This is a genomic window from Mesorhizobium sp. M0051 (assembly GCF_040323235.1).
Classification (GTDB): Bacteria; Pseudomonadota; Alphaproteobacteria; order Rhizobiales; family Rhizobiaceae; genus Mesorhizobium.
The window spans coordinates 104708-127629 of record NZ_JAMYUT010000005.1 but is presented as its reverse complement, the minus strand read 5'-3'; the positions used below and the strand labels follow the sequence as shown (position 1 = coordinate 127629).

22 protein-coding genes are annotated in these 22922 nt (G+C 61.8%); 17 read left to right on the top strand and 5 right to left on the bottom strand.

All coding sequences use genetic code 11. The annotated features are described in order from the left end of the window. Nucleotides 1–27: 27 nt before the first annotated feature. The 13 genes from NKJ90_RS07385 to NKJ90_RS07325 all read left to right on the top strand — a co-directional run bounded on the left by NKJ90_RS07385 (nucleotide 28) and on the right by NKJ90_RS07325 (nucleotide 13918). Complete coding sequence (locus NKJ90_RS07385) at nucleotides 28–2256, top strand: RelA/SpoT family protein (protein WP_352485855.1); 2229 nt, start codon at nucleotides 28–30, stop codon at nucleotides 2254–2256. A gap of 81 nt (nucleotides 2257–2337) precedes the next feature. After that, nucleotides 2338–2916, top strand: a complete 579-nt coding sequence (gene pyrE, locus NKJ90_RS07380) for an orotate phosphoribosyltransferase (protein WP_023762092.1) — start codon at nucleotides 2338–2340, stop codon at nucleotides 2914–2916. A 66-nt stretch (nucleotides 2917–2982) separates the two neighbouring features. Beyond that, nucleotides 2983–3363: a VOC family protein gene (locus NKJ90_RS07375; RefSeq protein WP_031261016.1), complete on the top strand. Its 381-nt coding sequence runs from the start codon at nucleotides 2983–2985 to the stop codon at nucleotides 3361–3363. A 252-nt stretch (nucleotides 3364–3615) separates the two neighbouring features. Continuing rightward, entirely contained in the window at nucleotides 3616–4215 is a 600-nt protein-coding gene (locus NKJ90_RS07370; RefSeq protein WP_031261014.1) for a DUF2062 domain-containing protein, read from the top strand. Further along, entirely contained in the window at nucleotides 4212–4625 is a 414-nt protein-coding gene (gene acpS / locus NKJ90_RS07365) for a holo-ACP synthase (protein WP_023762088.1), read from the top strand. The genes NKJ90_RS07370 and acpS overlap by 4 nt, the downstream gene beginning before the upstream one ends. A 78-nt stretch (nucleotides 4626–4703) precedes the next feature. Then, nucleotides 4704–5453, top strand: coding sequence for a signal peptidase I (lepB, locus tag NKJ90_RS07360; protein ID WP_031261013.1), 750 nt, complete (start codon nucleotides 4704–4706; stop codon nucleotides 5451–5453). Continuing rightward, nucleotides 5453–6208 carry a ribonuclease III gene (rnc, locus tag NKJ90_RS07355; RefSeq protein WP_023762086.1) on the top strand — a complete coding sequence of 252 codons (756 nt, stop codon included), beginning with the start codon at nucleotides 5453–5455 and terminating at the stop codon, nucleotides 6206–6208. Before lepB ends, rnc begins: the two co-directional genes overlap by 1 nt. Next, on the top strand, nucleotides 6205–7131 hold the full coding sequence (gene era / locus NKJ90_RS07350) for a GTPase Era (protein ID WP_023762085.1): 927 nt from the start codon (nucleotides 6205–6207) through the stop codon (nucleotides 7129–7131). Before rnc ends, era begins: the two co-directional genes overlap by 4 nt. An 81-nt stretch (nucleotides 7132–7212) precedes the next feature. Next, on the top strand, nucleotides 7213–8106 hold the full coding sequence (locus tag NKJ90_RS07345; protein ID WP_023762084.1) for an aminoglycoside phosphotransferase family protein: 894 nt from the start codon (nucleotides 7213–7215) through the stop codon (nucleotides 8104–8106). Between the two features lie 392 nt (nucleotides 8107–8498). After that, the gene (locus NKJ90_RS07340; protein ID WP_023762083.1) at nucleotides 8499–9668 is read left to right on the top strand and encodes a porin; all 1170 of its coding nucleotides are present in this window, start codon (nucleotides 8499–8501) and stop codon (nucleotides 9666–9668) included. Between the two features lie 137 nt (nucleotides 9669–9805). Next, entirely contained in the window at nucleotides 9806–10582 is a 777-nt protein-coding gene (gene recO, locus NKJ90_RS07335; protein WP_023762082.1) for a DNA repair protein RecO, read from the top strand. Next, nucleotides 10579–11097: a PaaI family thioesterase gene (locus NKJ90_RS07330; RefSeq protein ID WP_023762081.1), complete on the top strand. Its 519-nt coding sequence runs from the start codon at nucleotides 10579–10581 to the stop codon at nucleotides 11095–11097. Before recO ends, NKJ90_RS07330 begins: the two co-directional genes overlap by 4 nt. Nucleotides 11098–11176: 79 nt before the next feature. Next, nucleotides 11177–13918, top strand: coding sequence for a DUF2339 domain-containing protein (locus NKJ90_RS07325; protein ID WP_023762080.1), 2742 nt, complete (start codon nucleotides 11177–11179; stop codon nucleotides 13916–13918). A gap of 3 nt (nucleotides 13919–13921) precedes the next feature. Here NKJ90_RS07325 and NKJ90_RS07320 read toward each other — a convergent pair whose 3' ends face one another. Beyond that, the gene (locus NKJ90_RS07320; RefSeq protein ID WP_023762079.1) at nucleotides 13922–14350 is read right to left on the bottom strand and encodes a type II toxin-antitoxin system VapC family toxin; all 429 of its coding nucleotides are present in this window, start codon (nucleotides 14348–14350) and stop codon (nucleotides 13922–13924) included. Beyond that, nucleotides 14340–14594, bottom strand: a complete 255-nt coding sequence (locus tag NKJ90_RS07315; protein ID WP_023762078.1) for a type II toxin-antitoxin system VapB family antitoxin — start codon at nucleotides 14592–14594, stop codon at nucleotides 14340–14342. Before NKJ90_RS07315 ends, NKJ90_RS07320 begins: the two co-directional genes overlap by 11 nt. A gap of 289 nt (nucleotides 14595–14883) precedes the next feature. Here NKJ90_RS07315 and NKJ90_RS07310 point away from each other — a divergent pair, with 289 nt between their 5' ends. From NKJ90_RS07310 to NKJ90_RS07295, 4 genes are all read left to right on the top strand, one after another. Beyond that, entirely contained in the window at nucleotides 14884–15402 is a 519-nt protein-coding gene (locus NKJ90_RS07310; RefSeq protein WP_352485854.1) for a sigma-70 family RNA polymerase sigma factor, read from the top strand. Next, nucleotides 15399–16190, top strand: a complete 792-nt coding sequence (locus tag NKJ90_RS07305; RefSeq protein ID WP_023762076.1) for an anti-sigma factor family protein — start codon at nucleotides 15399–15401, stop codon at nucleotides 16188–16190. The genes NKJ90_RS07310 and NKJ90_RS07305 overlap by 4 nt, the downstream gene beginning before the upstream one ends. A gap of 204 nt (nucleotides 16191–16394) precedes the next feature. Continuing rightward, on the top strand, nucleotides 16395–17492 hold the full coding sequence (locus NKJ90_RS07300) for a peptidase C39 family protein (protein WP_023762075.1): 1098 nt from the start codon (nucleotides 16395–16397) through the stop codon (nucleotides 17490–17492). A 5-nt stretch (nucleotides 17493–17497) separates the two neighbouring features. Beyond that, nucleotides 17498–18961, top strand: a complete 1464-nt coding sequence (locus tag NKJ90_RS07295) for a RimK family ATP-grasp domain-containing protein (RefSeq protein WP_023762074.1) — start codon at nucleotides 17498–17500, stop codon at nucleotides 18959–18961. A 264-nt stretch (nucleotides 18962–19225) separates the two neighbouring features. On the opposite strand, the gene NKJ90_RS07290 is transcribed toward NKJ90_RS07295, so the two are convergent. The 3 genes from NKJ90_RS07290 to ygfZ form a co-directional block, all read right to left on the bottom strand. Next, nucleotides 19226–21364, bottom strand: coding sequence for a putative bifunctional diguanylate cyclase/phosphodiesterase (locus NKJ90_RS07290; protein ID WP_352485853.1), 2139 nt, complete (start codon nucleotides 21362–21364; stop codon nucleotides 19226–19228). Nucleotides 21365–21425: 61 nt separating this feature from the next. Further along, nucleotides 21426–22061 carry an HD domain-containing protein gene (locus NKJ90_RS07285; protein ID WP_023762072.1) on the bottom strand — a complete coding sequence of 212 codons (636 nt, stop codon included), beginning with the start codon at nucleotides 22059–22061 and terminating at the stop codon, nucleotides 21426–21428. Beyond that, nucleotides 22061–22921, bottom strand: a complete 861-nt coding sequence (gene ygfZ / locus NKJ90_RS07280) for a CAF17-like 4Fe-4S cluster assembly/insertion protein YgfZ (RefSeq protein WP_023762071.1) — start codon at nucleotides 22919–22921, stop codon at nucleotides 22061–22063. Before ygfZ ends, NKJ90_RS07285 begins: the two co-directional genes overlap by 1 nt. Nucleotide 22922: the final 1 nt, after the last annotated feature.

The following is a 22922-nucleotide window of genomic DNA, read 5'->3' as shown; positions in this document are numbered from 1 at the left end:
TCATTTCACCGCTGCGAGATCCCGCCCATGATGCGTCAGTATGAGCTTGTCGAGCGCGTCCAGCGCTACAAGCCTGACGTCAACGAGGCGTTGCTCAACAAGGCTTATGTCTACGCCATGCAGAAGCATGGCCATCAGAAACGCGCTTCCGGCGATCCCTATTTCTCGCATCCGCTCGAAGTCGCTGCCATCCTCACCGAAATGCATATGGACGAGGCGACGATCGCGGTCGCCCTGCTGCACGACACGATTGAGGACACCACGGCGACACGGGCCGAGATCGATGAGCTGTTCGGGCCCGAAATGGGCAAGCTGGTCGAGGGACTGACCAAGCTGAAGAAGCTCGACCTCGTGTCGAAGAAGGCCGAGCAGGCGGAAAACCTGCGCAAGCTTCTGCTGGCGATTTCGGAAGATGTCCGCGTGCTTCTGGTCAAGCTCGCCGACCGCCTGCACAACATGCGAACCCTCGACCATATGCCGGAGGCCAAGCGCCTGCGCATCGCCGAGGAGACGATGGACATCTATGCGCCGCTGGCCGGCCGCATGGGCATGCAAGGCATGCGCGAAGAGCTCGAGGAGATCGCCTTCCGCTTCATCAATCCGGAGGCCCATCGCGCCGTCACTGCCCGGCTCGCCGAAATCTTCGAGCGCAATAAGGGTGTGCTGTCCGAGATCGAAAAGGCGCTGTCAGGGCTGTTCGAGAAGCATGCGATCAATGCCAGCGTGAAAAGCCGTCAGAAGAAGCCGTGGTCCGTGTTCCGCAAGATGGAGGCCAAGGCGCTGTCCTTCGAGCAGCTGTCGGACATTTTTGGCTTCCGCGTCGTCGTCGACACCATCGAGGACTGTTACCGGGCGCTTGGCGCCATTCACACGACATGGTCGATGGTGCCGGGCCGCTTCAAGGATTACATTTCGACGCCGAAGCAGAATGATTACCGATCGATCCACACCACGATCGTCGGGCCTTCGCGTCAGCGCGTCGAGCTGCAGATCCGCACCCGAGAGATGAACAAGATTGCCGAATACGGCGTTGCGGCCCATTCGATCTACAAGGATACCGGCGGCAAGACGAACGGTGCCGCCCATGCGATCTCGAAAGAGACCAACGCATACGCCTGGCTGCGGCGCACCATCGAGCAGCTTGCCGAGGGTGACAATCCCGAGGATTTCCTCGAAAACACCAAGCTGGAGCTGTTCCAGGACCAGGTATTTTGCTTCACCCCGAAAGGCATGCTGATTGCGCTGCCGCGCGGCGCGACACCGATCGACTTTGCCTATGCGGTGCATACCGATGTGGGTGACACGTGCGTCGGCGCCAAGGTCAACGGGCGCATCATGCCGCTGATGACAGAACTGAAGAACGGCGACGAGGTCGAGATCATCCGCTCCAAGGCACAGGTGCCGCCGGCGGCGTGGGAATCGGTCGTCGTCACCGGCAAAGCGCGCTCGGCCATCCGCCGTGCCACCAAGAACGCCATCCGCAAGCAATATTCAGGTCTCGGCATCCGCATCCTGGAACGCGCCTTCGAGCGCGCCGGCAAGACTTTCACCAAGGAGAGCCTGAAGCAGGTGCTGCACCGGTTGGCGCGCAAGGACGTCGAGGATGTGCTGGCCTCAGTTGGGCGTGGCGAGCTTGCCTCCGCCGACGTCATGAAGGCAGTATTCCCCGACTACAAGGACGAGCGCATCACCACGGCTGCACCCAAGCCCCGCGAGGAGGGCTGGTCGAAGATCCGCAATGCCGCCGGCATGCTGTTCCAGATTCCGGGCCGCGCCGCGCGCAAGGACAAGGACCAGCCACGTGATGGCGCCGTGCCGATCCGCGGCGTGCGCGGCGACCTGCCAGTGCGTTTCGCGCCCGAAGGTGCGGTCCCTGGCGACCGCATCGTCGGTATCGTCCAGCCGGGCACCGGCATCACCATCTATCCGATCCAGTCGCCGGCGCTGCAGGCTTTCGACGATCAGCCAGAACGCTGGATCGACGTGCGCTGGGACATTGACGAGCGCACCAAGGAACGCTTTCCGGCGCGCGTCTCGGTCACCGCCATCAATGCACCGGGTTCGCTCGCCGATATCGCCCAGGTGGTGGCGTCGAACGACGCCAACATCCACACGCTGTCGATGGTGCGCACCGCGCCCGACTTCACCGAAATGCTGATCGATCTCGAGGTCTGGGATCTGAAGCATCTGAACCGGCTGCTGTCGCAGCTCAAGGACAATACGAGCGTCAGCGACGCACGGCGTGTGAATGGGTGAATAGTGAATAGTGAATAGTGAATAGTGAATAGTGAAAGAAGGTGCTCGCTACCATTCACCATTCACCGCATGGAGCAAACAATGAACACTGATGAAGTGCTGGACATTTTCCGCGAGGCCGGTGCTGTTCTGGAAGGGCATTTCATTTTGACCTCGGGCCTGCGCAGTCCGGTCTTCCTGCAGAAGGCGCGCGTGTTCATGCATGCCGACAAGACCGAACGGCTGTGCACGGCGTTGGCCGAGAAGATCCGCGCGGGCGTGCCCGGCAAGATCGACTACGTCGTCGGCCCGGCAATCGGCGGGCTGATCCCGGCTTACGAGACTTCGCGCCATCTCGGCGTGCCGGCGATCTGGGTCGAGCGGGAAGGGGGCGAGTTCCGCCTGCGCCGCTTCGAGATTACCAAGGGCGCGCGCGTCGTCATCGTCGAAGACATCGTCACCACCGGCCTGTCGATCCGCGAGACCGTCGCGTGCCTGCGCGAGCTTGGCGCCGAAGTGGTTGCCGCGGCCTGCATCATCGACCGTTCGGCCGGCAAGACGGATGTCGGCGTGCCGCTGATCGCACTCGCCGAATATGAGGTTCCGGCCTATCCGGCCGACCGGCTGCCGCCGGAGCTGGCCGCCATCCCGGCGATCAAGCCCGGCAGCCGCAACATCTGACCATCCATGTCGCCCAAAAGTGTGGAGCGGTTTTGGGGTAACGAGATGCATGAAAACAAATTGGATATGATTGCCGGCATCGATCATTTCGTGTTGACGGTCGCTTCGCTGGAAGTGACCTGTGACTTTTATCAGCGCGTGCTGGGCTTTGAACGCATCGATACGCCGGGCCGGCCGACAGCACTGGCTTTCGGCACCCAGAAGATCAATGTGCATGAGGTTAGCCGCACCTTCGAGCCGAAAGCCAAGGCGCCGACGCCGGGCTCGGGCGACTTCTGCTTGATCACAGACCGGCCGTTGGGCGAAGTCAGCACCCATCTTGCTGCCAATGATGTGGTGGTGGAACTAGGTCCGGTCGAACGTGTCGGGGCCCGAGGACCGATGATATCGGTCTATTTTCGCGACCCGGACGGCAATCTGATCGAGGTCAGCGAATACCTCCCGTAGCCGCAGGCCAGGCTACGCCTTTCGGCGATCCGACTGTCCGTTCCTTAAATTCGCCGCTATTGTCCAATGTTCGAAGCAAGGACTGCCACCGCGAAGGCGGCAACAAGCGCGCACGAAAGGTGTTTGGTTGTTCTCCCGCCGGCGCGTGGCTATATCAAAGTTGCGATTGCCATAGGGTGATCGTCAAGCGCAAGATGTGGCTGTCACGTCCGGCTGAAAGTGCCGGCGCGGAAGCTGTGGAACGGGAACAGAGTGCTTTTTCGACGCCGCAAGCCTGATGGCCTATTCGAACGGGTGCGCACCTACCTTTGGCCGCGCCGCTCGTTTTCGCGCTCGCTTCAATATTTTTCCAAACGCATCCTGCGGCTGAAGGCCACACCGCACGCGGTGGCGGCCGGCGTCGCTGCCGGCGTCTTCGCTTCGTTCTTTCCCGTCGGCTTCCATTTCATCATCGCCGCCGTCCTTTGCTGGGTGATTGCCGGCAATCTGGTCGCGGCGGCACTCGGCGCGGTGTTCTTCGGCAATCCGCTGACATTTCCTCTGCTGTGGGGCGCCTCCTGGGAAACAGGCAAGCTCATCCTGCATGATCGCCTGCCGCAGCACGGGCCGCCGGCACATCTGGGCGAGATGCTGCATAGCCTGTCCTTTGCGCAATTGTGGAAACCTATCCTTGAGCCGATGCTGATCGGCGCGGTTCCGCTCGGGTTGGTGTTCGGACTGCTGTTCTATGGCGTCACGCGCTGGGGCATGAACGCTTTCCGCGAGCAGCGGCGCAAGCGCCTGGCCGAGCGTGCACGCCGACATCAGCAATCGTCTCATCCTGGCGCCAGCATCGGTTCCGCCGCACGATGATCATCGGCATCGGCAGCGACCTGATCGATATCAGACGCATCGAGAAGTCGCTGGAACGTCACGGTCGGCGTTTCATCCAGAGAATCTACACCGAGGTCGAAGAGGCCCGCTCCGAGAACCGCCGGGCGCGTGCGGCGTCCTACGCCAAGCGCTTCGCCGCCAAGGAGGCCTGCGCCAAGGCGCTGGGCACCGGTCTGGCGCAGGGCGTGTTCTGGCGCGACATGGGTGTCGTCAACATGCCCAGCGGCGCGCCGACCATGGCGCTGACGGGAGGCGCACAGGCGCGGCTGGCCAAAATCCTGCCAAACGGTCATCGGGCGGCAATCCATCTCACAATCACGGACGATTTCCCGCTCGCCCAAGCCTTTGTGATCATCGAGGCGTTGCCCGTCGAAGAAGCGCCACATTGATTGCATCTGACGACCGGCATTGACGTTGCCCAGCGCGCGCCGAGACTCTATACCATCCAACGCACAATCGAGGACGACATGAGCGTGGCTGAAAAAACTGTGAAGAAATCCGGCGGCCTTGGCGAGACCGTCAGCGTCATCGTGCAGGCGCTTTTGCTCGCCCTGGTCATCCGCACGCTCTTGTTCCAACCCTTTTCGATCCCATCGGGATCGATGCGGCCGACGCTTCTGGAAGGTGATTATCTGTTCGTCACCAAATGGTCCTACGGCTATTCGCGCTATTCGCTTCCTTTCGGTCCCGACATCTTTTCGGGTCGCATCTGGGGCTCCGAGCCCAAGCGCGGCGATGTGGTGGTGTTCAAGTTCCCGCCGGACCCGTCCGTCGACTACATCAAGCGCGTTATCGGCCTGCCCGGCGACAAGATCCAGGTCAAGGACGGCCAGCTTTTCATCAACGGCGAAGGCGTGCCGCGCGTGAAAACCGGCCAGATCGACAATCCCGACATTACCGAGGAATCGCGCCCTATCGACGTCTATCGCGAGACCTTGCCCAATGGCGTCAGCTATGACACGCTCGACTTGAATTCGAATTCGATCGGCGACAATACGCGCGAATTCGACGTGCCGCCCGGCCATTATTTCATGATGGGTGATAACAGGGACAATTCCGCCGACAGCCGTTTCACTGTCGGCTACGTTCCCGCAGAAAATCTGGTTGGTCGCGCCAATCTTGTTTTCTTCTCTATCGCCGGCAAGGCGAGCCCGCTCGAAATCTGGGAATGGCCGTCGCTGATGCGTGCTTCGCGCCTGTTCCACTTCGTCAATTGATGGCTTTGAAGCGCCCGACAGGCGAAACACTGGCCGGTTTGGTGAAGGCCAAGACCGGCCACGTCTTCAAAGATATCCGGTTGCTTGAAACCGCCTTGACGCATTCCAGTGCGGTCAAGGCGGCAAGCAACAATCAGCGTCTGGAATTCCTTGGCGATCGCGTGCTTGGGCTTGTCGTCGCCGATATGCTTTTCGAAAAGTTCCCTGACGCCCCGGAGGGTGAAATCGCGCCGCGCTTCAACGCGCTGGTCGATGCGAAGACATGCTCCGAGATCGGCATCGAAATGCAGCTCGAGGATCTGGTCCGGGCCGACGCTGCCTTGAAGATGCGGTCGCGTGGCTCCGGCGGAAACTATCTGGCGGATGCGGTCGAAGCTCTGATCGCGGCGGTTTACGTCGACGGCGGCATCGAGGCCGCGCGGCGGTTTGTCCTGCGTTACTGGGAACCGCGCTCGCGGTCGGTGGTGACAAAGCCGCTCAATCCGAAATCCGATTTGCAGGAATGGATTGCCAAGACCAGCGATGCCCGCCCCGAATATGTGATCGAAAGGCGCGAAGGCCCGGACCATCAACCTGTCTTCACGGTGTCCTTGCAGGTCCGCGGCTTTGCACCGATAAGCGGCACCGGCGGCTCACGCAGGGCCGCCGAAGAAGCAGCGGCTTCGGCGTTTCTTTTGCGCGAAGGCGTCTGGGACACCGCATCGGCTCAAAAAACGGAGGGCGCGGGGCGCTCTAGAGAAGGGAGCGCGGCATGACCGCTACCGAAGAGCCGGCAACGGAAGCTACCCCCACGCATTCCGGCTTCGTCGCTCTGATCGGCGCGCCCAATGCGGGCAAGTCGACGCTGGTCAACCAGCTGGTCGGCGCCAAGGTGTCGATCGTCACGCACAAGGTGCAGACGACCCGTGCCATCGTGCGCGGCATTGCCACTCATGACAATGCGCAGATTGTATTCGTCGACACGCCCGGCATTTTCAAGCCGAGGCGGCGGCTCGACACGGCGATGGTGACTACCGCCTGGGGTGGCGCGAAGGACGCCGATATCGTGCTGCTTTTGATCGACGCCGAGCGCGGTATCCGGGGCGACGCGGACGCCATCCTCGAACGGTTGAAAGATGTGCGCCAGCCTATGGTGCTGATCCTCAACAAGGTCGACCGCGTCAAGCACGAGGCGCTGCTGGCCTTGTCGGCGGCGGCCAACGAAAGGGTGCCGTTCAAGCGCACCTTCATGGTTTCGGCGCTCACCGGCTCCGGTTGCAAGGACGTGCTCGATTATCTGGCTGAGGCTCTGCCGGCCGGCCCATGGTACTATCCGGAAGACCAGATCTCGGATCTGCCGATGCGCCAGCTCGCCGCCGAGATCACCCGCGAAAAGCTTTATCTCAGGCTGCATCAGGAACTGCCCTATTCCTCGCATATCGAAACCGAGAAATGGGAAGAGAAGCCGGACGGCTCGGTGCGTATCGACCAGACGATCTATGTCGAGCGCGACAGCCAGAAGAAGATCGTGCTCGGCCACAAGGGCGAGACCATCCGCGCGATTGGCCAAGCGGCGCGTATGGAGATAGCCGGCATCCTCGAACAGAAGGTGCACCTGTTCCTGTTCGTCAAGGTGCGCGAGAACTGGGGCGACGACCCCGAACGCTACCGCGAGATGGGGCTCGAGTTTCCGCGCTAATGCGGGATCCCGACCCGAAGGTCCACGCAACGAAAAGCGGGAACCGGAAAAGACGATGCTCAACAAATCCGCTCCCGGTCCATGGTCAGCAGGCTGAACATCGACACAGCGCTTGTCAGCCGACTGGTCGCCACGCAATTTCCCCGCTGGAAGGACCTTGCGGTCAGGCCGGTCGAGTTTGGCGGCTGGGACAACAGGACCTTCCATCTTGGCGACGAGATGACCGTGCGGTTGCCCAGCGCCACGGCCTATTCCCTGCAAGTGGAAAAGGAGCACCGCTGGCTGCCAAGGCTGGCGCCATTGCTGCCGCTGCCGATCCCCGTGCCGTTGGCGATGGGAGTTCCGGCTGAAAATTATCCCTGGCCTTGGTCCATCTACCGCTGGATCGAAGGCGAGACGGCAAAGCGGGAGCGTATCGCCAGCCTGCCGCAATTCGCGACCGATTTGGCCGCGTTCCTGGTTGCCTTGCAGCGTATCGATCCCACTGGCGGCCCGGCGCCGGGACAGCACAACTTCTTTCGCGGCGGACCGCTCAACGTCTACGATGGCGAAACCCGGGAAGCGATTGCCGCCCTCGACGGCAAGATCGATTCGGATGCCGCGAACGACGTGTGGGAGGCGGCGCTTGCCTCGAGATGGCACGGTGAGCCGGTCTGGTTCCACGGTGACGTCAGTTGGGGAAACCTGCTGGTCAGGCAAGGCCGGCTGAGCGCGGTGATCGACTTCGGAACTTCTGGTGTCGGCGATCCGGCCTGCGATCTGGCGATCGCATGGACGCTGTTTGAAGGCAAAAGCCGGGAAGCGTTCCGCGCCGGCGTTCCGGCCGATCAGGCGATGTGGGCGCGCGGTCGTGGCTGGACGCTTTGGAAGGCGCTGATCACCGTTGCCGGGCAGATAGACGTCAATCCGGTCGAGGTTGAAAAATCCCGATATGTGATCGACGAAGTGCTTGCCGACCACGTGCAGCGGGCCTGACGCGCCAGGGCGATGCGGCCAAAAATCCCGATCGGTGTCTGAAAGATTCCGTTATTTCGATAGGACGGGCCGATATTGTTCGGCAGTCTCTGCCTGAAATATATGGTTAGCCACGAAACTATCGGAGTATATATTGAATACATGACGTTGTGCCGATTGTGCCATCGAGATATGCATAAGTGTTATTTGTGCAACATGGACTTAAACTGTTTCAAGGAATTGCCGTTATTCCAGAAATCGTCATTGAAGGCAGAAGATCGATGGGTATGTTCGCCCTCGAAAAGGGGGCGCGGTGCGAGCCTTTTTCGTTGTGGGGATGAGGCGGGAAAACATTGCCGCCAGCCACAAATCCGAAAAAACCATTTTGAAACTATGACTGGAGAGGTCAGAAAATGAACATCAAGAGCCTCCTTCTCGGCTCAGCCGCGGCACTGATCGCGGTCAGCGGCGCGCGCGCCGCGGACGCTGTCGTCGTCGCCGAACCGGAACCGGCCGAATACGTCAAGATCTGCGACGTCTACGGCGCCGGCTACTTCTACATTCCGGGCACCGAGACCTGCCTGCGCATCGGCGGCTATGTCCGTTATGACATCGGCGTCGGCGATGCCGGCTCGCTTGATGGTGTCAACCATGTCCCTGACCATCAGAGCGACAGCACTCATTCGACCTATTACAAGAACACACGCTTCACACTGAAGACCTGGACCGGTCAGGAGACCGAGCTCGGTACCCTTAAGACCTACACCGAGACCCGCTTCAACTACGGCAACAGCAGCGGCGACTATTCTGATCAAAGCGCCACCAACGCGAACGACTGGCAAGGCCGTAACAAGTCTCTCTCGCTGCGTTTCGCTTGGATTCAGCTCGGCGGCCTGCGCGTCGGCAAGGACGATACTGCTTTCGATACGTTCATCGGCTACGCCGGCAACGTCATCCAGGACACGCTGGTTCCGTATGGCGGGCAGGAGAGCAACGTCGTTCAGTACTACTTCGACGGAGGCAACGGCCTCACGGGGTTGGTCTCTCTTGAAGAAGGCGCCGGCAAGATCGGCACCATCGACAGCTATGTTCCGCATGTCGTCGGCGGCTTGAAGTACAAGGGCGACTGGGGTGCGGTCACGGGCGTCGTCGCCTATGACAGCAATTACGAGGAAGTGGCCGGCAAGGTTCGTTTGGACGTCAACGTGAGCAAGGAACTGACGTTGTTCATCATGGGCGGCTACGGCACGGACGACAATCTCAATGACAATGCGGGCAACGCCATCGATGCCAGTGGTCGCGGCTTCTACAAGCAGTGGGGTGGCAACTGGGCAGTCTGGGGCGGCGGCACCTACAAGTTCAACGAGAAGACTGCGTTCAACGCCCAGGTCTCTTATGACGACTGGAAGAACCTCGGCGTCGCCGCTAACGTTGCCTATACCGTTGTCCCCGGCTTTACGGTCACGGCTGAAGTCGACTACCTCAATGCTGGTAAGTTCGAGGACGCCGACTTCAACAACTGGACCAAGGCTAACAAGAAGAGCAGCGTCGGCGGCATTCTCCGCTTCCAGCGCTCGTTCTAACGGATCGACTGACCTTACCAGCCCGCCCGCAGCGATATGCTGCGGGCGGTTTTTTTTATGCGCTGTGCCGGCATCAGCGCGTCAAGCACCAAACCCAACCCTTGATTTCGCCATCCAACCGGTGAAATGCTTAGGGCATGGAATGGCGCGACGAGGGAATCATTCTCGGCACCCGCAAGCATGGCGAAACCAGCGCCATTCTCGAGGTGATGACGCGTACGCATGGCCGTCACCTCGGCCTCGTTCGGGGCGGCCGTTCGCGCAAGCAGCAGCCTGTCCTCCAACCGGGCAATCGTGTCGACCTGTTGTGGCGGGCGCGCCTTGACGAGCATCTCGGCACGTTCCAGGCCGAAGCGATAGAGATGAACGCGGCCCGCCTGATGGACAGTGCCGTAGCCGTCTACGGGCTGCAGACCATGGCCGCGCATCTGCGGCTGTTGCCCGAGCGCGACGCGCATGAAGGTCTCTACGAAACGCTTGCCGTGATGATCGCCCATCTCGACGATGCCGATGCCGCCGGCGAACTGGTGGCGCGCTTCGAGCTTCTGGTTCTGGACGAACTCGGCTTTGGCCTCGATCTCAGTCAATGCGCCGCTACCGGCACGCGGCAGGACCTGGCCTATGTCTCGCCAAAATCGGGTCGCGCTGTATCGCGTGAAGCAGGCGCACCATGGCGCGACAAGATGCTGGCTCTGCCGGCCTTCTTGCAGCGCGGCTCCGGCCTGCGCGCGGATCCGGCTGATGTCGAAGACGCCTTCCGGCTGACCGGTTTCTTCTTCACCCGCCACGTCTATGAGCCGCGCGGCATAGAGCCGCCCGACGCTCGCGCCGGCTTCCTCGCCGCATTGCGCAAACACCATGCGCGCGGCAAGACCATAGCCGGCGAGGATGCGGCCAGAGAAATCATCACATGAGCGAGGTCGAGCTTTATCCGGGCCGGGTCTCGCTGCTCGGCCTCGGCACCATTCCGCATGCCGACATCCTGAAATACAGCGGCTTGGAATTGCTGCAGCGCATCGTCGACGGCAAGTACCCTGCGCCGCCAATCTCCTTCCAGCTCAGCTTCGCGCTGACCGAAGTGTCGGAAGGCCGTGCCGTGTTTCGCGGCGTACCCAATGAGCGCCATCTCAACCCGCTGGGCGGCGTACATGGCGGCTGGGCGGCGACTCTGCTCGATTCGGCCCTGGCCTGCGCGGTGCAGACGCTGCTCGAAAAGGGCGAGGCCTACACGACGGCGGAGTTCAAGGTGAACTTGACGCGACCCATCACGCCGAAAACCGGCGAGGTGGTCTGCGAGGGCAAAGTCATTCACAAAGGTCGCACATTGGCCGTATCGGAAGCGACGTTGAAGGATGCCGGCGGCAAGCTGCTGGCTTTCGGCACCGAAACATGCTCGATCTTTCCGGCCGCCAATCTGACGGTAGTTTGAGTTTTGCGGCCGTTTGGCCGCCGCATTTGAGTGTCATTGAGACTGTCAGCGAAAAACGGCCTGGTTTGGGGGAACCGCCATGTTTGAGAGCCTGATCGGCCTTGTCGCCATCATCGCCTTGTTTGTCATCGTTTCGCGCCAGCAAAGCCGCATCGGCCTGGTCGAGCGCGAGCTTGGCGCGCTGCGCAGCCTCGTGCTTTCAGGCGTCGTGCCGTCCAAGGCCAGGCCGTCCGAACAGGCCTCACCCGACAGCGCGCGTGCCGATGTGGCTCCGGTCGCGGCCGACATTTCCTCGCCAGCGATAAGCGAGCCTGTGGTCGCACAAGCGCCGCCCGCCACGGAAGCGGAAGCCCCGATTGATGAGGCCGGGCCATGGGCGCCAAGCAAGACGGCACCCAAGGCAGCGGAACCTTCCGCGCCGGCCGCTCCGGCGAGAGCCGCCCGCCAGTCGGATGTCGAAACGGCACTCGGCACCCGCTGGGCGGTCTGGGTAGGCGGCATCGCGCTGGCGCTGGGCGGCCTGTTCCTGATCCGCTACACCATAGAGGCCGGTATTTTCGGCCCCGGCGTAAGGCTGACCATGGCCGCGGTGCTCGGCCTGGTGCTGGTCGCCGGCGGCGAGTTCATCCGTCGCACAGGCTTTAGAGTGCCGGTGCAAGGCGTTGCCAGCGCCTACATTCCAGCGATTCTGACCGCCGCCGGTGCCTTCATCCTGTTCGGCACCGTCTATGCCGCGTACGGCATTTATGGTTTCATCGGCCCGGCATTCGCCTTCACGCTGCTCGGCGCCATCGGCGTCGCGACGATCGCCGCCGCCCTTGTCCATGGTCAGGCGCTGGCCGGCATCGGCCTCGTCGGCGCCATGGTGACGCCGGTGCTGGTCGCCTCGCAGGCGCCCAATCCCTGGGCGCTGTTCGGTTATCTCGCGATCGTGCTTGCCGCCACCGGCGTCATCGCCCGCATGCGCGACTGGAAGGCGCTGATGGCGGCCGCCTTTTTCGGCACCGGTGCCTGGACCATCCTCTACATGACCGATGCGCCGCAGGCGAACCTCTCCGCCATCCTGTTCATCGACGCCGTCACGCTGGCCGTGCTCGCCCTTGTCTGGCTCGGCCGCCGTGGCGATGAAAGCGTGCAAGCCAGGGTTTTCGACTGGCCGTCCATCGTGCCTGGCCTTTTCGTTGCATTTTCGGCGCTGGGCCTGTCGGTCGACCCGGTCTTCATCGCCGCCGGCGATGCCTTGCCGGGCGCGGTGGTGATCGCCGCATTGGTGGCCGTCGCGCTCTATCGCCCGCTGGCGCTGCCGCTGCTTTATGCCGCCGGACTGATCACCGTGCTGATCTACCTCGGCATTATCCCCCCAACATCGATCGTTTCCGACCTTTCGGGCGGGGCGCTGGGCGTCGATGGACTGCCAGTGGCCATGTCCAATGCGCTGACAATGCGCATAGGCATCGCACTTGGCTTGGTCTTCATGGGCGCCGGCTTCTGGGCCGCGCGCAGGTTCGCCGCCGGAACGCAGATCCGCCCCGCCTCATGGGCGGCATGGGGCGTCATCGTTCCGCTGGTCATCTTGGTGGCGCTCTGGTTCACCTTCGGCAATCTCGACCGCGACTTTGTCTATGCCGCCGTCGCGGCACTGCTGGTCGTCGTTTTCGCCGGCGGCGGCGAGTGGATCGCGCGGGCCGAGGATCCGCCCCTCAAGGGTGGTATCGCGGTGTCGTTTGCCTTGGGCGGCGCGGCCGTCGCCGGTCTCCTGATGCTGCATATGGCTTTCGATTCCGGCTGGACCACCATCCTGCTCGGTGCGGCGGCCATCGTGCCGGCGCTGGCGACGCGCTGGCGCTCCTATCCGGTGCTCGGCTGGATTTCGGTCGGCGCGGTGATCGCAGTGCTTGGCCGCGTCGCCTTCGATCCGACCATTGTCGGTGCGGAGTTCCTCTCCAAGACACCGGTGTTCAACTGGCTGCTGCCGGGCTACGGCGTGCCGGCGTTGGCCTTCGGCTTCGCCGCCTGGCAACTCGCCCGCATGACCAATGGCCGGCCGCGCCTGGCGATGGAAGCAGCAGCGGCGCTGTTTGCGTTGCTCACGCTCGCCATGCTGGTGCGCCATGCCATGCATGGCGGCGTCATCGACACGGGTGCTATGACGCTGGCTGAACAGGCGATCTACACGCTGATCGCCATCGGCGCTGGCGCCATCCTGGTCGCCATCGATATGCGTTCGCCAAGCTCGGTGCTGCGCTATGGTTCGATGGCCGCCGGTGTGATCTCGGTCGCCTTCATCGTTGTCCGGCATTTCGCGGTACTGAACCCTTTATTCACAGACGAATCAACAGGCCGGATCCCGGTGTTCAACCTGTTGTTCCTCGCCTATCTCTTGCCGGCGGTCGCCGCCGGCGGGCTAGCGCTCTATGCCAGGGACAAGCGGCCGAAATGGTATGCGCAGATGCTGGCCGTGGTGGCGGCCGTGCTTGCCCTGGCCTATGCCACACTGTCGGTCAGGCGGCTGTTCAAGGGCGAGTTCATCAGCTTGTGGAGCGGGCTCGGCCAGTTGGAGACCTACACCTATTCGGCGCTCTGGCTGATCATCGGCGTCGCACTGCTCACCGCCGGCGTATGGCTGAAGTCGCAGGTGCTGCGCATTGCCTCCGCCGCGCTGATCGCGATCGCCGTGCTGAAGGTTTTCATCTTCGACATGTCGGAGTTGGAGGGAGTGCTCAGGGCGCTGTCCTTCATCGGCCTCGGCGCGGTGCTGATCGGCATCGGACTGTTCTATCAGCGGCTGCTGACGCGGGCGACCAAATCTGAAGTCGGGTAGGGCTCAAGCCAGGTCGGTCTGCGAGAAATCGTTGCCCTTGTAGAGCAGCGGTATCCGGTGAGCCTTGGCACACGCGTAACTGAAGCAATCTCCGAAATTCAGCTTGGCGGGATGGCCCACATATCGGCCATAGTCGCGAGCGGCTTTGATGGCGAGTTCGCGGATGCGTGCATCTATTGGTATCTCTACAGCTCTAAGCTCGGCCAGGAAGCCTACAACGATCGTTTGGCACCGATCGATTAAGACTGCTGGTGTCAGGGCTTGGTCGCCGTTTTCCGCCAGGGATGTACTGCGGGCTATCCCAATGATCGCTTCGAATGCGGAGCTCGGAGAAAAATAGAGCTTGTCGGCACGTTCAGCTTTTTCTAGCAGACTGTCCGCATCTGCCTCCTGCAGGAGGATCGCGATGATAGCCGAAGCATCAAGGAACATCAGGTTCTCCCCATCCTTCGTCCATGAATTTTTTCATGTCGAAGTTCGGGTCACGAGGACCAAGCGCGCTTGCAGCGTCCTGAAACTTCTTGATGCGCTCGCTCAATGGAAGGACGGCGTTCGTCCGTTCAAGCTCGCGCTTGAGGGCAATCCGGACCGCTTCCGTCTTTGTCGGCGCCTTGATCGCAGACTGCAACTGGCGAGCCAGCGCGTCGACCTCGTCATCACGGATGTAAAGCGACATACTCGGCTTCCTCGTCAGACGTATATCTTAAGTTGAATATACAGAATATACGATTTTGAATATACATTTTCCCGGGCGGATTTTCAATTCTGCCGGATGCGTTTTCGTCTATCGTGCGGAAAGACGAGATACCCTCTCAGTTTTCTGCCGGGAATAATTTAGCCGGTCATGTCGTTATCTCATTGCTTGGGTGACCGGGGCGGCGGACCGCTTCGCGCTGGCCGCTTGCGCCGCGCTCGGAAGGCGCGTTCAATCGCTATCAACAATGGTGACCTCAGAAACAGCGGTCATGGACGAAAAGAAGGCAGCAATCCTTGGCGAAATACCGCGCCTGCGCCGCTACGCACGCTCGCTTAAGCGCGACCGCCACCCTGCCGAAGATCTCGTCCAGGATTGCCTCGAGCGGGCGCTTGTGCGGCTCGACAACTGGCAGACAGGAGAAAGCCCCCGTAGGTGGCTGTTTACGATCATGCATCATTTGTTCATCGACCAGATGCGCAAGGTGAACCGCCGCGGCGAGGCGGCGATGCTGCCATTAGCGGCCGCTGAGGCAGTCGCCCAGCCGTCCGAGCAGATGGAGAGCATCGCCTCGCGCGAGATCATCGACGCGTTGCAGGCGATCAGCCCCGACCGCCGCGCAGCCCTGGTCATGGTTGCCATCGAAGGCTTCTCCTATGCCGAAGCCGCCAGCATTCTGGCCGTGCCCGCCGGCACGCTGATGTCGCGCATCGCGCGCGGGCGTGAGGAATTGCGCGGATTGCTGGACGACACGGCGCGTCGCCGCGCGATAAGGATCGTCGAGAAATGATCCGCCGCGACTTTTCCGAACGTGACATCCACATGGCGCTCGACGGCGAACTGCCCGCCGACGAGCGCGCCGCCTACGAAGCCTGGCTCGACGCCAATCCCGAGATGAAGGCCAAGAGTGCCCGCTTCACCGCCGATCGGACGGCATTGCAGGCCGCCTTCGCCGGAGTGCTGGACGAACCCGTGCCTGCGCGGTTGCGCAAGGTCGTGCTCGGCGAGGCACCGGTCAAGGTCGCGATGCCACGCTCGCGCTGGTGGCTTGCCGCGGCCGCTGCTGTGCTTGTGGTCGCCGGCGGGCTTGGCGGCTACCTTGCCGGCATCGATGGCATCGGGCTGGAGAACCCGGCGGAGGATCGGCTGGCCGAGCAGGCAATCGCGGCCCATGTCGTCTTCGCCGCTGAAAAGCGGCATGCGGTCGAAGTGCCGGCCAGCGACAAGGATCATCTGGAGACCTGGCTGTCCAATCGGGTAGGGCTGAAGCTGGTGGCGCCGGACCTGACCGCGAACGGTTTCCAGTTGGTCGGCGGCCGGTTGCTGCCAGCCGGAGAGAGCAAGGCCGCGATGCTGCTCTACGAGGACGACAAGGGCCAGCGCATATCTCTCTTCGTGACGGCACAATCAGCGGAGAACGCCAAGGGAACTTATGCATCGGCGCAGGACGGTCCCCGGGCCGTCTACTGGCTGGACAAGGGCTATGGCTGCGCCGTCGTCGGCTCGCTGCCGCGCGAGCAATTGGCCATCGTGGCAAAGAGCGCCTATGGTCAGCTTCTGGCCGGCCTGGCCAGTTGAAAGGCGCCGCTTTTGATGGCAACACCGATCTATGTTGGTGATCTGGTTCAACGCGTTTTTACATCGCCGACTGCTGTCGAATCTGTCACAATTCGGCCCTATTCGAGGTGCGATAGCGCTTTCTGGCCGTCAGTATTTCGACTGATGTCTTGAACGTTTCAAGTAGGGCATTTCCCACCACCAATCGAGGTTCTCTGAAGCCGCATGCCTGCCGAGATCCGCACGGCCCGCGCGTCTGACGTCGATGATCTCGCCGCCATAGAGAAAGCTGTTTTCTCGACCGACCGTATTTCCCGCCGCTCCTTCCGCCTGTTCATCGAACGTGAAACCGCCGAGACCCTGGTCGCCGAAGTCGATGGCCGCGTGGCCGGCTACGCGATCGTGCTGTTTCGCAAGGGAAGCGGTGTGGCGCGCCTGTATTCGATCGCCACCGGTCCGTTTTTCGGTGGGCTAGGTGTCGGCCGCATGCTGCTCGGATCCGCCGAAGAGGCCGCCTTCGAACACGATCGCATGATGCTGCGTCTCGAGGTGCGCGAGGACAACAGCCGCGCGATCTGCATCTACGAACAAGCCGGCTATCGCAAGATCGGCCGCGAACCAGGCTACTATGAGGATGGCGAGACGGCGCTGCGCTACGAAAAGACCTTGCGCGGCGACGTTCCGATCGCCACCAAGGTGCCGTTCTATCAGCAGACTTGCGAATTCACTTGCGGCCCGTGCTGCCTGATGATGGCCATGGCCAATTTCGATCGCGGCTTCGTGCCGGATCCGGTCATGGAAATCCGCCTGTGGCGCGAGGCGACGACCGTCTTCATGATGTCGGGGCCGGGCGGCTGTGAGCCTTTCGGCCTTGCTGTCTCGGGGTACGAAAGCGGGCTTGCGGCGGAGGTCTACGTCTCCTTCTACGGCGCGCTGTTCCTGCAATCGGTGCGCAGCGAGGACAAGCGCCGGGTGATGGAACTGGCCCAGGTCGACTTTCGCCGGCGCGCGGAACTTTACGGCATCCCGGTGAATTACCGTCCGTTCACCATCGACGATATCAGGGCCGCGATCGCTGGGGGAAAACTGGTGCTGGTGCTGATCAGCGGCTTCCTGATGTTCGGAAAGAAGGTGCCGCATTGGGTGCTGGCGATCGGCGATGACGGCGACCATATCCTGATCCACGATCCTTGGGTCGAGGACGAAAGGCAGGAGACGATCCTTGATGCCGCCAATATTCCCGTGCCTTACGGCATCTTCATGAACATGGCGCAGTTTGGCCGCGACGGACTGCGTGCCGCCATCACTCTGGGAAAGCGCTGATAACAATGACCTGGGTTATTCTTACAGGCAGGCAGAGCGATCTCGACCAGGTGGCGACACCACATAAGATCATCACCAATCGCGACTATCTCGCGCATCCTTCGTTGTTTCGCGGCCAGCGCCCGAAAGTCATCAACCTCTCGAACAACTACGCCTACCAGAGCCGAGGCTACTATGCCTCGCTGCTGGCAAGCTCGCGCGGGCATAAGGTGATCCCGACGGTCGAGACGATGATCGACCTGTCGGAGCGCAAGCTTTATGAGCACGCGCTGCCGGAACTGGAGCTGGCGCTCAACAAATGCCGCAAGGACCTCGGCGGCGCCTTCCCGCAAAAAGTCTGCATCTTCTTCGGCATCGGGCCGTCGAAAATCTGGGACCGTTTCGCCAAGCTGTTGTTCGACTGGTTCCGCGCACCGGCGCTCGAAGTCCACATCAAGGACAGCGCCGAATGGGCCTCGATCCGCAAGATCGGCTTCCATCCGCTGGCGCGCATGACCGAGGACGAGGAAAAAAACTTCATCCAGTGCCTGGAGACCTACACCAACCGCGAGTGGCGCGACACCAAGGGCCGCACGCCGGCGCGCTACACCTTCGCCACGCTGGTCGATCCACATGAGGAATTGCCGCCGTCGGAGATATCGTCGCTGCGCTACTGGGCCAAGATCGCCGAAAAAATGGGCGTCGAAATCGAGCCTATCACCAAGCGGGACCTCGCCAAGCTCGCGAACTACGACGCGCTGTTCATCCGCGAGACGACTTCGATCTCCAACCACACCTATCGCTTCGCCCGCCGGGCCCAGCAGGAAGGCATGCCGGTCATCGACGATCCGTTGTCGATGATCCGCTGCACCAACAAGGTCTATCTCAACGAGCTGATGGCCTACAACAAGGTGCCGGTGCCGCCGACGGTGATGATCGCCGGTACCTCGGACCTCGAACTGGCGGCACAGACACTGGGCTTTCCGCTGGTGCTGAAAATCCCGGATTCGTCATTCTCACGCGGCGTCAAGAAGTGCGCCAACTTCGATGAACTGAAGACGCTCGCCACCGAATGGCTGGAGGATTCCGATCTTCTGATCGCGCAGAAGTTCATTCCGACCGAATATGACTGGCGCGTCGGCGTGCTCGGCGGCCAGCCACTGTTTGCCGTGCATTATCTGATGGCCAAGAAGCACTGGCAGATCGTCAACCACAAGGCCAACGGCAAGCCCGACCAGGGCGGCATCAAGACCTTCACGCTGAAGGAAACGCCGGCGCATGTCGTCGAGACGGCGGTAAAGGCGGCGCGCTGCATCGGTGACGGGCTCTATGGCGTCGACCTTAAGGAAACCAAGGACGGCGTCTTCGTCATCGAGGTGAACGACAACCCTAACCTCGACCACGGCTGGGAGGACTCCGGCGAAAAGGACGAAGTCTGGGTGCGTCTGACGCAGTGGTTCCTGGAGCGGCTGGATCGACCGGGGCGGTAGTCAACCGGGCTTCGAGGTTTTTGCCGGCTGAATTCGCAAGGAAATTTACCGCACCTTTCGTGATGGGGACCGGGCGAGCTCCGTGTGCATCACATCGCGGCTGACATAAACCGCATAGGCTTGCATGCCGAGCATCACGCGGTGTGCCATTTCATCAACTGCCGCAGTTTCATACGCTGATCGGAGGGCATTTGAAGGTGGTAGAGCCGAGCTATGTCAGCTTTCACGGCAAATACATCGAGATGCTACGCTGATGACGGCCGCTCACCCGGTTTGGCTATGCACCGAACGGGATTCTAACAGGCGCTGAATATCGGCCGCCTTTGACGGCACGCCGATCAGATAGCCCTGCGCCTCGTTACAGCCATTGCCTCTCAGCATGTCGAGCTGCGCCTCGGTCTCGACACCCTCGGCGGTGACGGTGATGCCAAGCTCGGCACCCAGCCCGATGACGGTGCGAACGATCGCCGCAGTGTCGCGATTGCCCAGGTCGTGGATGAACGAACGGTCGATCTTGATCTTGTCGACGGGAAAACGCCTGAGATAACCGAGCGAGGAATAGCCGGTGCCGAAATCGTCGAGCGCGATGCGAATGCCGAGCCCGCGCAACTGCCGCAATGTCCTCAGCACGGCTTCACTCTCATCCATCAGCACGGTTTCGGTTATTTCCAGTTCCAGCCGGTCGGCGGGCACGCCGGAAAAGGCGAGAGCCGAGATGACGCTACGGGCAAAGCCGCCGCTTTTGAGCTGCACGGCCGAGACATTGACCGCGATGCGCAGGCCGGCCGGCCAGCCTGCCGCAGCGGTGCAAGCCTTTCTCAGCGCCCACTCGCCAAGCGGCACGATCAGTCCGATTTCTTCGGCGACCGGAATGAACTTGTCGGGCGCCACCGTGCCCCGCTCTGGCGAATGCCAGCGCATCAAGGCTTCGGCACCGACGATCTCACCGGAGGCGATGTTCATGATGGGCTGGAAATCGAGATCGAACTCCTGTCGAGGCAGCGCTGCCTCGAGGTCGGTCTCGAGTGCGCGTCGTGCCCGCACCATGGCGTCCATTCCGGGCTCGAAAAAACGGTACAGATTGCGCCCTTCGCTCTTCGCCCGGTAGAGCGCCGTATCGGCGTTTTTCAGCAGCGTATCGGCGTCGCTGCCATCGTCGGGAAACACAGCGATGCCCATGCTGATGCCGACATGCATATCGCGGCTCTTGTCGCGGAAGGGTTTTGCGATCGTTTCGACGATCCGCTTCGCCAGTTTCTCAGCATCGGCGATACCCTTGAAATTGAACTGGATAATGACGAATTCGTCGCCGCCGAAACGGGCGACGACATCCGTTTCACTGCGCAGGCAACGCTGCAGCCTGTCGGCCACGGTCTTCAGCAGCCAGTCGCCGGCCGGGTGCCCCCAGCTGTCGTTGATGGCCTTGAAGCGATCCAGATCGAGCGAGAAGATTGCTAGCGGCGTAGCCGCCGGATCTTCCAACGCAAGATCGAGGCGTTCGCGAAACATCTGGCGGTTGGGCAACCCGGTCAGCGTGTCGTGATGCGCAAGATGTGTCATGCGCTCTTCGGTGCGGCGGCGTTCGGTGACGTCGTCGAAGGTCGCCACCCAGCCGCCGCTCATCGGCTGGCGTGTGACCAGAATCGTCCTGCCGTCGGTAAGATGCCGATACGCCGAATGCATTTTCCCTGCCACTAGGCAGGCTTCGGTTTTGGCGACTTCGCTATCGACGTCGATCTTCGTATAGATGCCAAGTTCCAGCAATCGTTCGAGTGCGTCGCGGTGCGTCGTCCCGAGCGGGAAGTCCGCCGCGGTGACTTTGTAGAGTTCCAGAAAACGCCCGTTGCGCACGATCATCTTGCCATCGGCGTCATACATCAGCAGGCCCTGCGACATGTTGGCGAGCGCGGCGTCGAAGCGGCGGTGCTGCTCCTTGAGCTCTTGTTCGGCGCGCCGCTGTTCGGTGATGTCCTCGTAGATCGAGACCCAGCCGCCCAGAGCCAGCGGGCGATGCGAGATGTTGATGATGCGACCATCCGACAACGTCTCCTCATAGGTCGAGGGTTTTGCCTGGTCGATATAGGGCTTGCGGATGGCGTAGAGCTGTTCGGCGCTTTCCGAGGCGATGCCTATGTCGACGCTATGGCGCAGAATGTCGAGGAACGGGATGCCGGGCCGTATCACCTTGGGGTCGAGACAGAAGATGTTGATATAATTGCCGTTGCAGATGATCATCCGCTCGTCGGCGTTGAACATGCAAAGGCCATGCGACATGTTTTCGACCGCGGCCGAAAAACGTTCGTTCCGTTCGCGCAGTTCGTCTTCCATATGGCGCGAGCGATCCATGCCTTCGGGCTCCCGATCCGGGACGGCCGAACCACCCTTGGCATCAGCGACGGGCATGAGGCGCCTGCGGATCGTCATCGAACGAGCTACTGTGGTCGCCGCCGGTTAATTTAGCGTTTTAGCCGACCGCGGACGCCGAAGCCTGATGCCGCGACCTCTCGATGGCGGAAAACCGCTTCAGGAACGCATTCTGCGCCCAGGTCACCGATCGCGGCGTGAGGTCGAAGCGGTCGGCATTGAAGCCGCGCGGACGGCCGAAGAATTCGGTCGCCTCGGCGGTCGAAAACCCGGCAAGCAGCGTCGCCTCGAAATAGGCGGCGATCTGGTCGGCGCGCTTGATCTCCTTGCGCAGCGCGGCAGCTGGTTCCGGCGGCAGCGAGAAGCGCAGATGGATCGCGCGCTGCAACCGCAACTCACAGTCCTTGTAGCTTCCGCCCATCACCGATTTGAACGGTGAGATCATGTCGCCGATGACATATTCGGGGGCGTCGTGCAGCAGCGCGGCCAGCCGCGCATCGGGCGAAGCCTCAGGCATCAGATCGCAGAACAGCGCCTCGACCAGAAGCGAGTGCTGGGCAACCGAGAAGGCATGTTCGCCGCTGGTCTGGCCGTTCCAGCGGGCAACGCGGGCGAGCCCATGCGCAATGTCCGAAATCTCGATATCGAGCGGCGAGGGGTCGAGCAGGTCGAGTCGGCGGCCCGACAGCATGCGCTGCCAGGCGCGTGCCGGCGCGCCGACACGGTCGGCCGCCATCAGGCCTCCTCCGCGCTGACGGCTTCCTGCGGGAAGGCGAATTTTGCCCAAGCCGGGATGGCAAGTGAAACGGTGGCGTCCCCGGCCATGATCGGCTGACCGGCGTCGATCGCCGCCTTGATCCGGTCGATGCGGGCAATGGCCAGACCGGTCGTGCCGACAGTCGAGCCGAGCGTGCCAACCGACCGTCCCGCGACGGTTAGCTCGGTGCCTGATGCGGGTAGGGACCTGTCGGCCGATGCAATCAGTACGCGCCGCCGGGCGGTGCCGCGATGCTGCATGCGCGAGACGACCTCCTGGCCGACATAGCAGCCCTTTCTGAAACCGACACCGCCGGTTTCGTCCAACAGCACGTCATGGGGGAAAGCGTCTCCAAGTTGGTAGTCGCTGCCGCTTTCGGCAACACCGCCGGCGATACGGAAGGCGTGCCATGCGGCGAGGTCGCTTCGATCATCGGTTTTGCTATAGGAGCGCGTGACGGCGCCGCTCGGAAAGCGCGTGTCGGTCACCGCCGTTGAATCGGATTGTGAGGGCGTTGATTCAGGTCCCCATGCGACGGTGACAAGCGCCTGATCGGATTTGGCAATCTCGACTTTGGCGCGCAGTTTGTAGAGCGTCAGCCGGCGCATGAAATCGTCCGAGATATCGGCACGGCATTCGAGCCGGAATGCATTCTCTCCGGCGCGCGAGATCAGGAAATCGAAAAGGATCTTGCCTTGCGGCGTCAGCAGCGCGCCGGGCTTCGCTTCGCCAGGAGCCAATATGTCGAGATCGGTGGTCAGGATGTTCTGCAAAAAATGCTCGGCATCGGGACCCGAGACGGAAATGAGGGCGCGGTCTTTGAGCTGGGCAAAGGGCATG

Excerpts from the sequence above, each read along its gene's own strand:
- recO (WP_023762082.1), top strand. The coding sequence starts at position 9,806 with ATGGAATGGCGCGACGAGGGAATCATTCTCGGCACCCGCAAGCATGGC.
- NKJ90_RS07325 (WP_023762080.1), top strand. The coding sequence starts at position 11,177 with ATGTTTGAGAGCCTGATCGGCCTTGTCGCCATCATCGCCTTGTTTGTC.
- NKJ90_RS07375 (WP_031261016.1), top strand. The coding sequence starts at position 2,983 with ATGATTGCCGGCATCGATCATTTCGTGTTGACGGTCGCTTCGCTGGAA.
- NKJ90_RS07315 (WP_023762078.1), bottom strand. The coding sequence starts at position 14,594 with ATGTCGCTTTACATCCGTGATGACGAGGTCGACGCGCTGGCTCGCCAG.
- acpS (WP_023762088.1), top strand. The coding sequence starts at position 4,212 with ATGATCATCGGCATCGGCAGCGACCTGATCGATATCAGACGCATCGAG.
- NKJ90_RS07300 (WP_023762075.1), top strand. The coding sequence starts at position 16,395 with ATGCCTGCCGAGATCCGCACGGCCCGCGCGTCTGACGTCGATGATCTC.
- ygfZ (WP_023762071.1), bottom strand. The coding sequence starts at position 22,921 with ATGCCCTTTGCCCAGCTCAAAGACCGCGCCCTCATTTCCGTCTCGGGT.
- NKJ90_RS07385 (WP_352485855.1), top strand. The coding sequence starts at position 28 with ATGATGCGTCAGTATGAGCTTGTCGAGCGCGTCCAGCGCTACAAGCCT.
- pyrE (WP_023762092.1), top strand. The coding sequence starts at position 2,338 with ATGAACACTGATGAAGTGCTGGACATTTTCCGCGAGGCCGGTGCTGTT.
- NKJ90_RS07340 (WP_023762083.1), top strand. The coding sequence starts at position 8,499 with ATGAACATCAAGAGCCTCCTTCTCGGCTCAGCCGCGGCACTGATCGCG.
- lepB (WP_031261013.1), top strand. The coding sequence starts at position 4,704 with ATGAGCGTGGCTGAAAAAACTGTGAAGAAATCCGGCGGCCTTGGCGAG.
- NKJ90_RS07305 (WP_023762076.1), top strand. The coding sequence starts at position 15,399 with ATGATCCGCCGCGACTTTTCCGAACGTGACATCCACATGGCGCTCGAC.
- rnc (WP_023762086.1), top strand. The coding sequence starts at position 5,453 with ATGGCTTTGAAGCGCCCGACAGGCGAAACACTGGCCGGTTTGGTGAAG.
- NKJ90_RS07310 (WP_352485854.1), top strand. The coding sequence starts at position 14,884 with ATGGACGAAAAGAAGGCAGCAATCCTTGGCGAAATACCGCGCCTGCGC.
- NKJ90_RS07290 (WP_352485853.1), bottom strand. The coding sequence starts at position 21,364 with ATGCCCGTCGCTGATGCCAAGGGTGGTTCGGCCGTCCCGGATCGGGAG.
- NKJ90_RS07320 (WP_023762079.1), bottom strand. The coding sequence starts at position 14,350 with ATGTTCCTTGATGCTTCGGCTATCATCGCGATCCTCCTGCAGGAGGCA.
- era (WP_023762085.1), top strand. The coding sequence starts at position 6,205 with ATGACCGCTACCGAAGAGCCGGCAACGGAAGCTACCCCCACGCATTCC.
- NKJ90_RS07330 (WP_023762081.1), top strand. The coding sequence starts at position 10,579 with ATGAGCGAGGTCGAGCTTTATCCGGGCCGGGTCTCGCTGCTCGGCCTC.
- NKJ90_RS07285 (WP_023762072.1), bottom strand. The coding sequence starts at position 22,061 with ATGGCGGCCGACCGTGTCGGCGCGCCGGCACGCGCCTGGCAGCGCATG.
- NKJ90_RS07345 (WP_023762084.1), top strand. The coding sequence starts at position 7,213 with ATGGTCAGCAGGCTGAACATCGACACAGCGCTTGTCAGCCGACTGGTC.
- NKJ90_RS07295 (WP_023762074.1), top strand. The coding sequence starts at position 17,498 with ATGACCTGGGTTATTCTTACAGGCAGGCAGAGCGATCTCGACCAGGTG.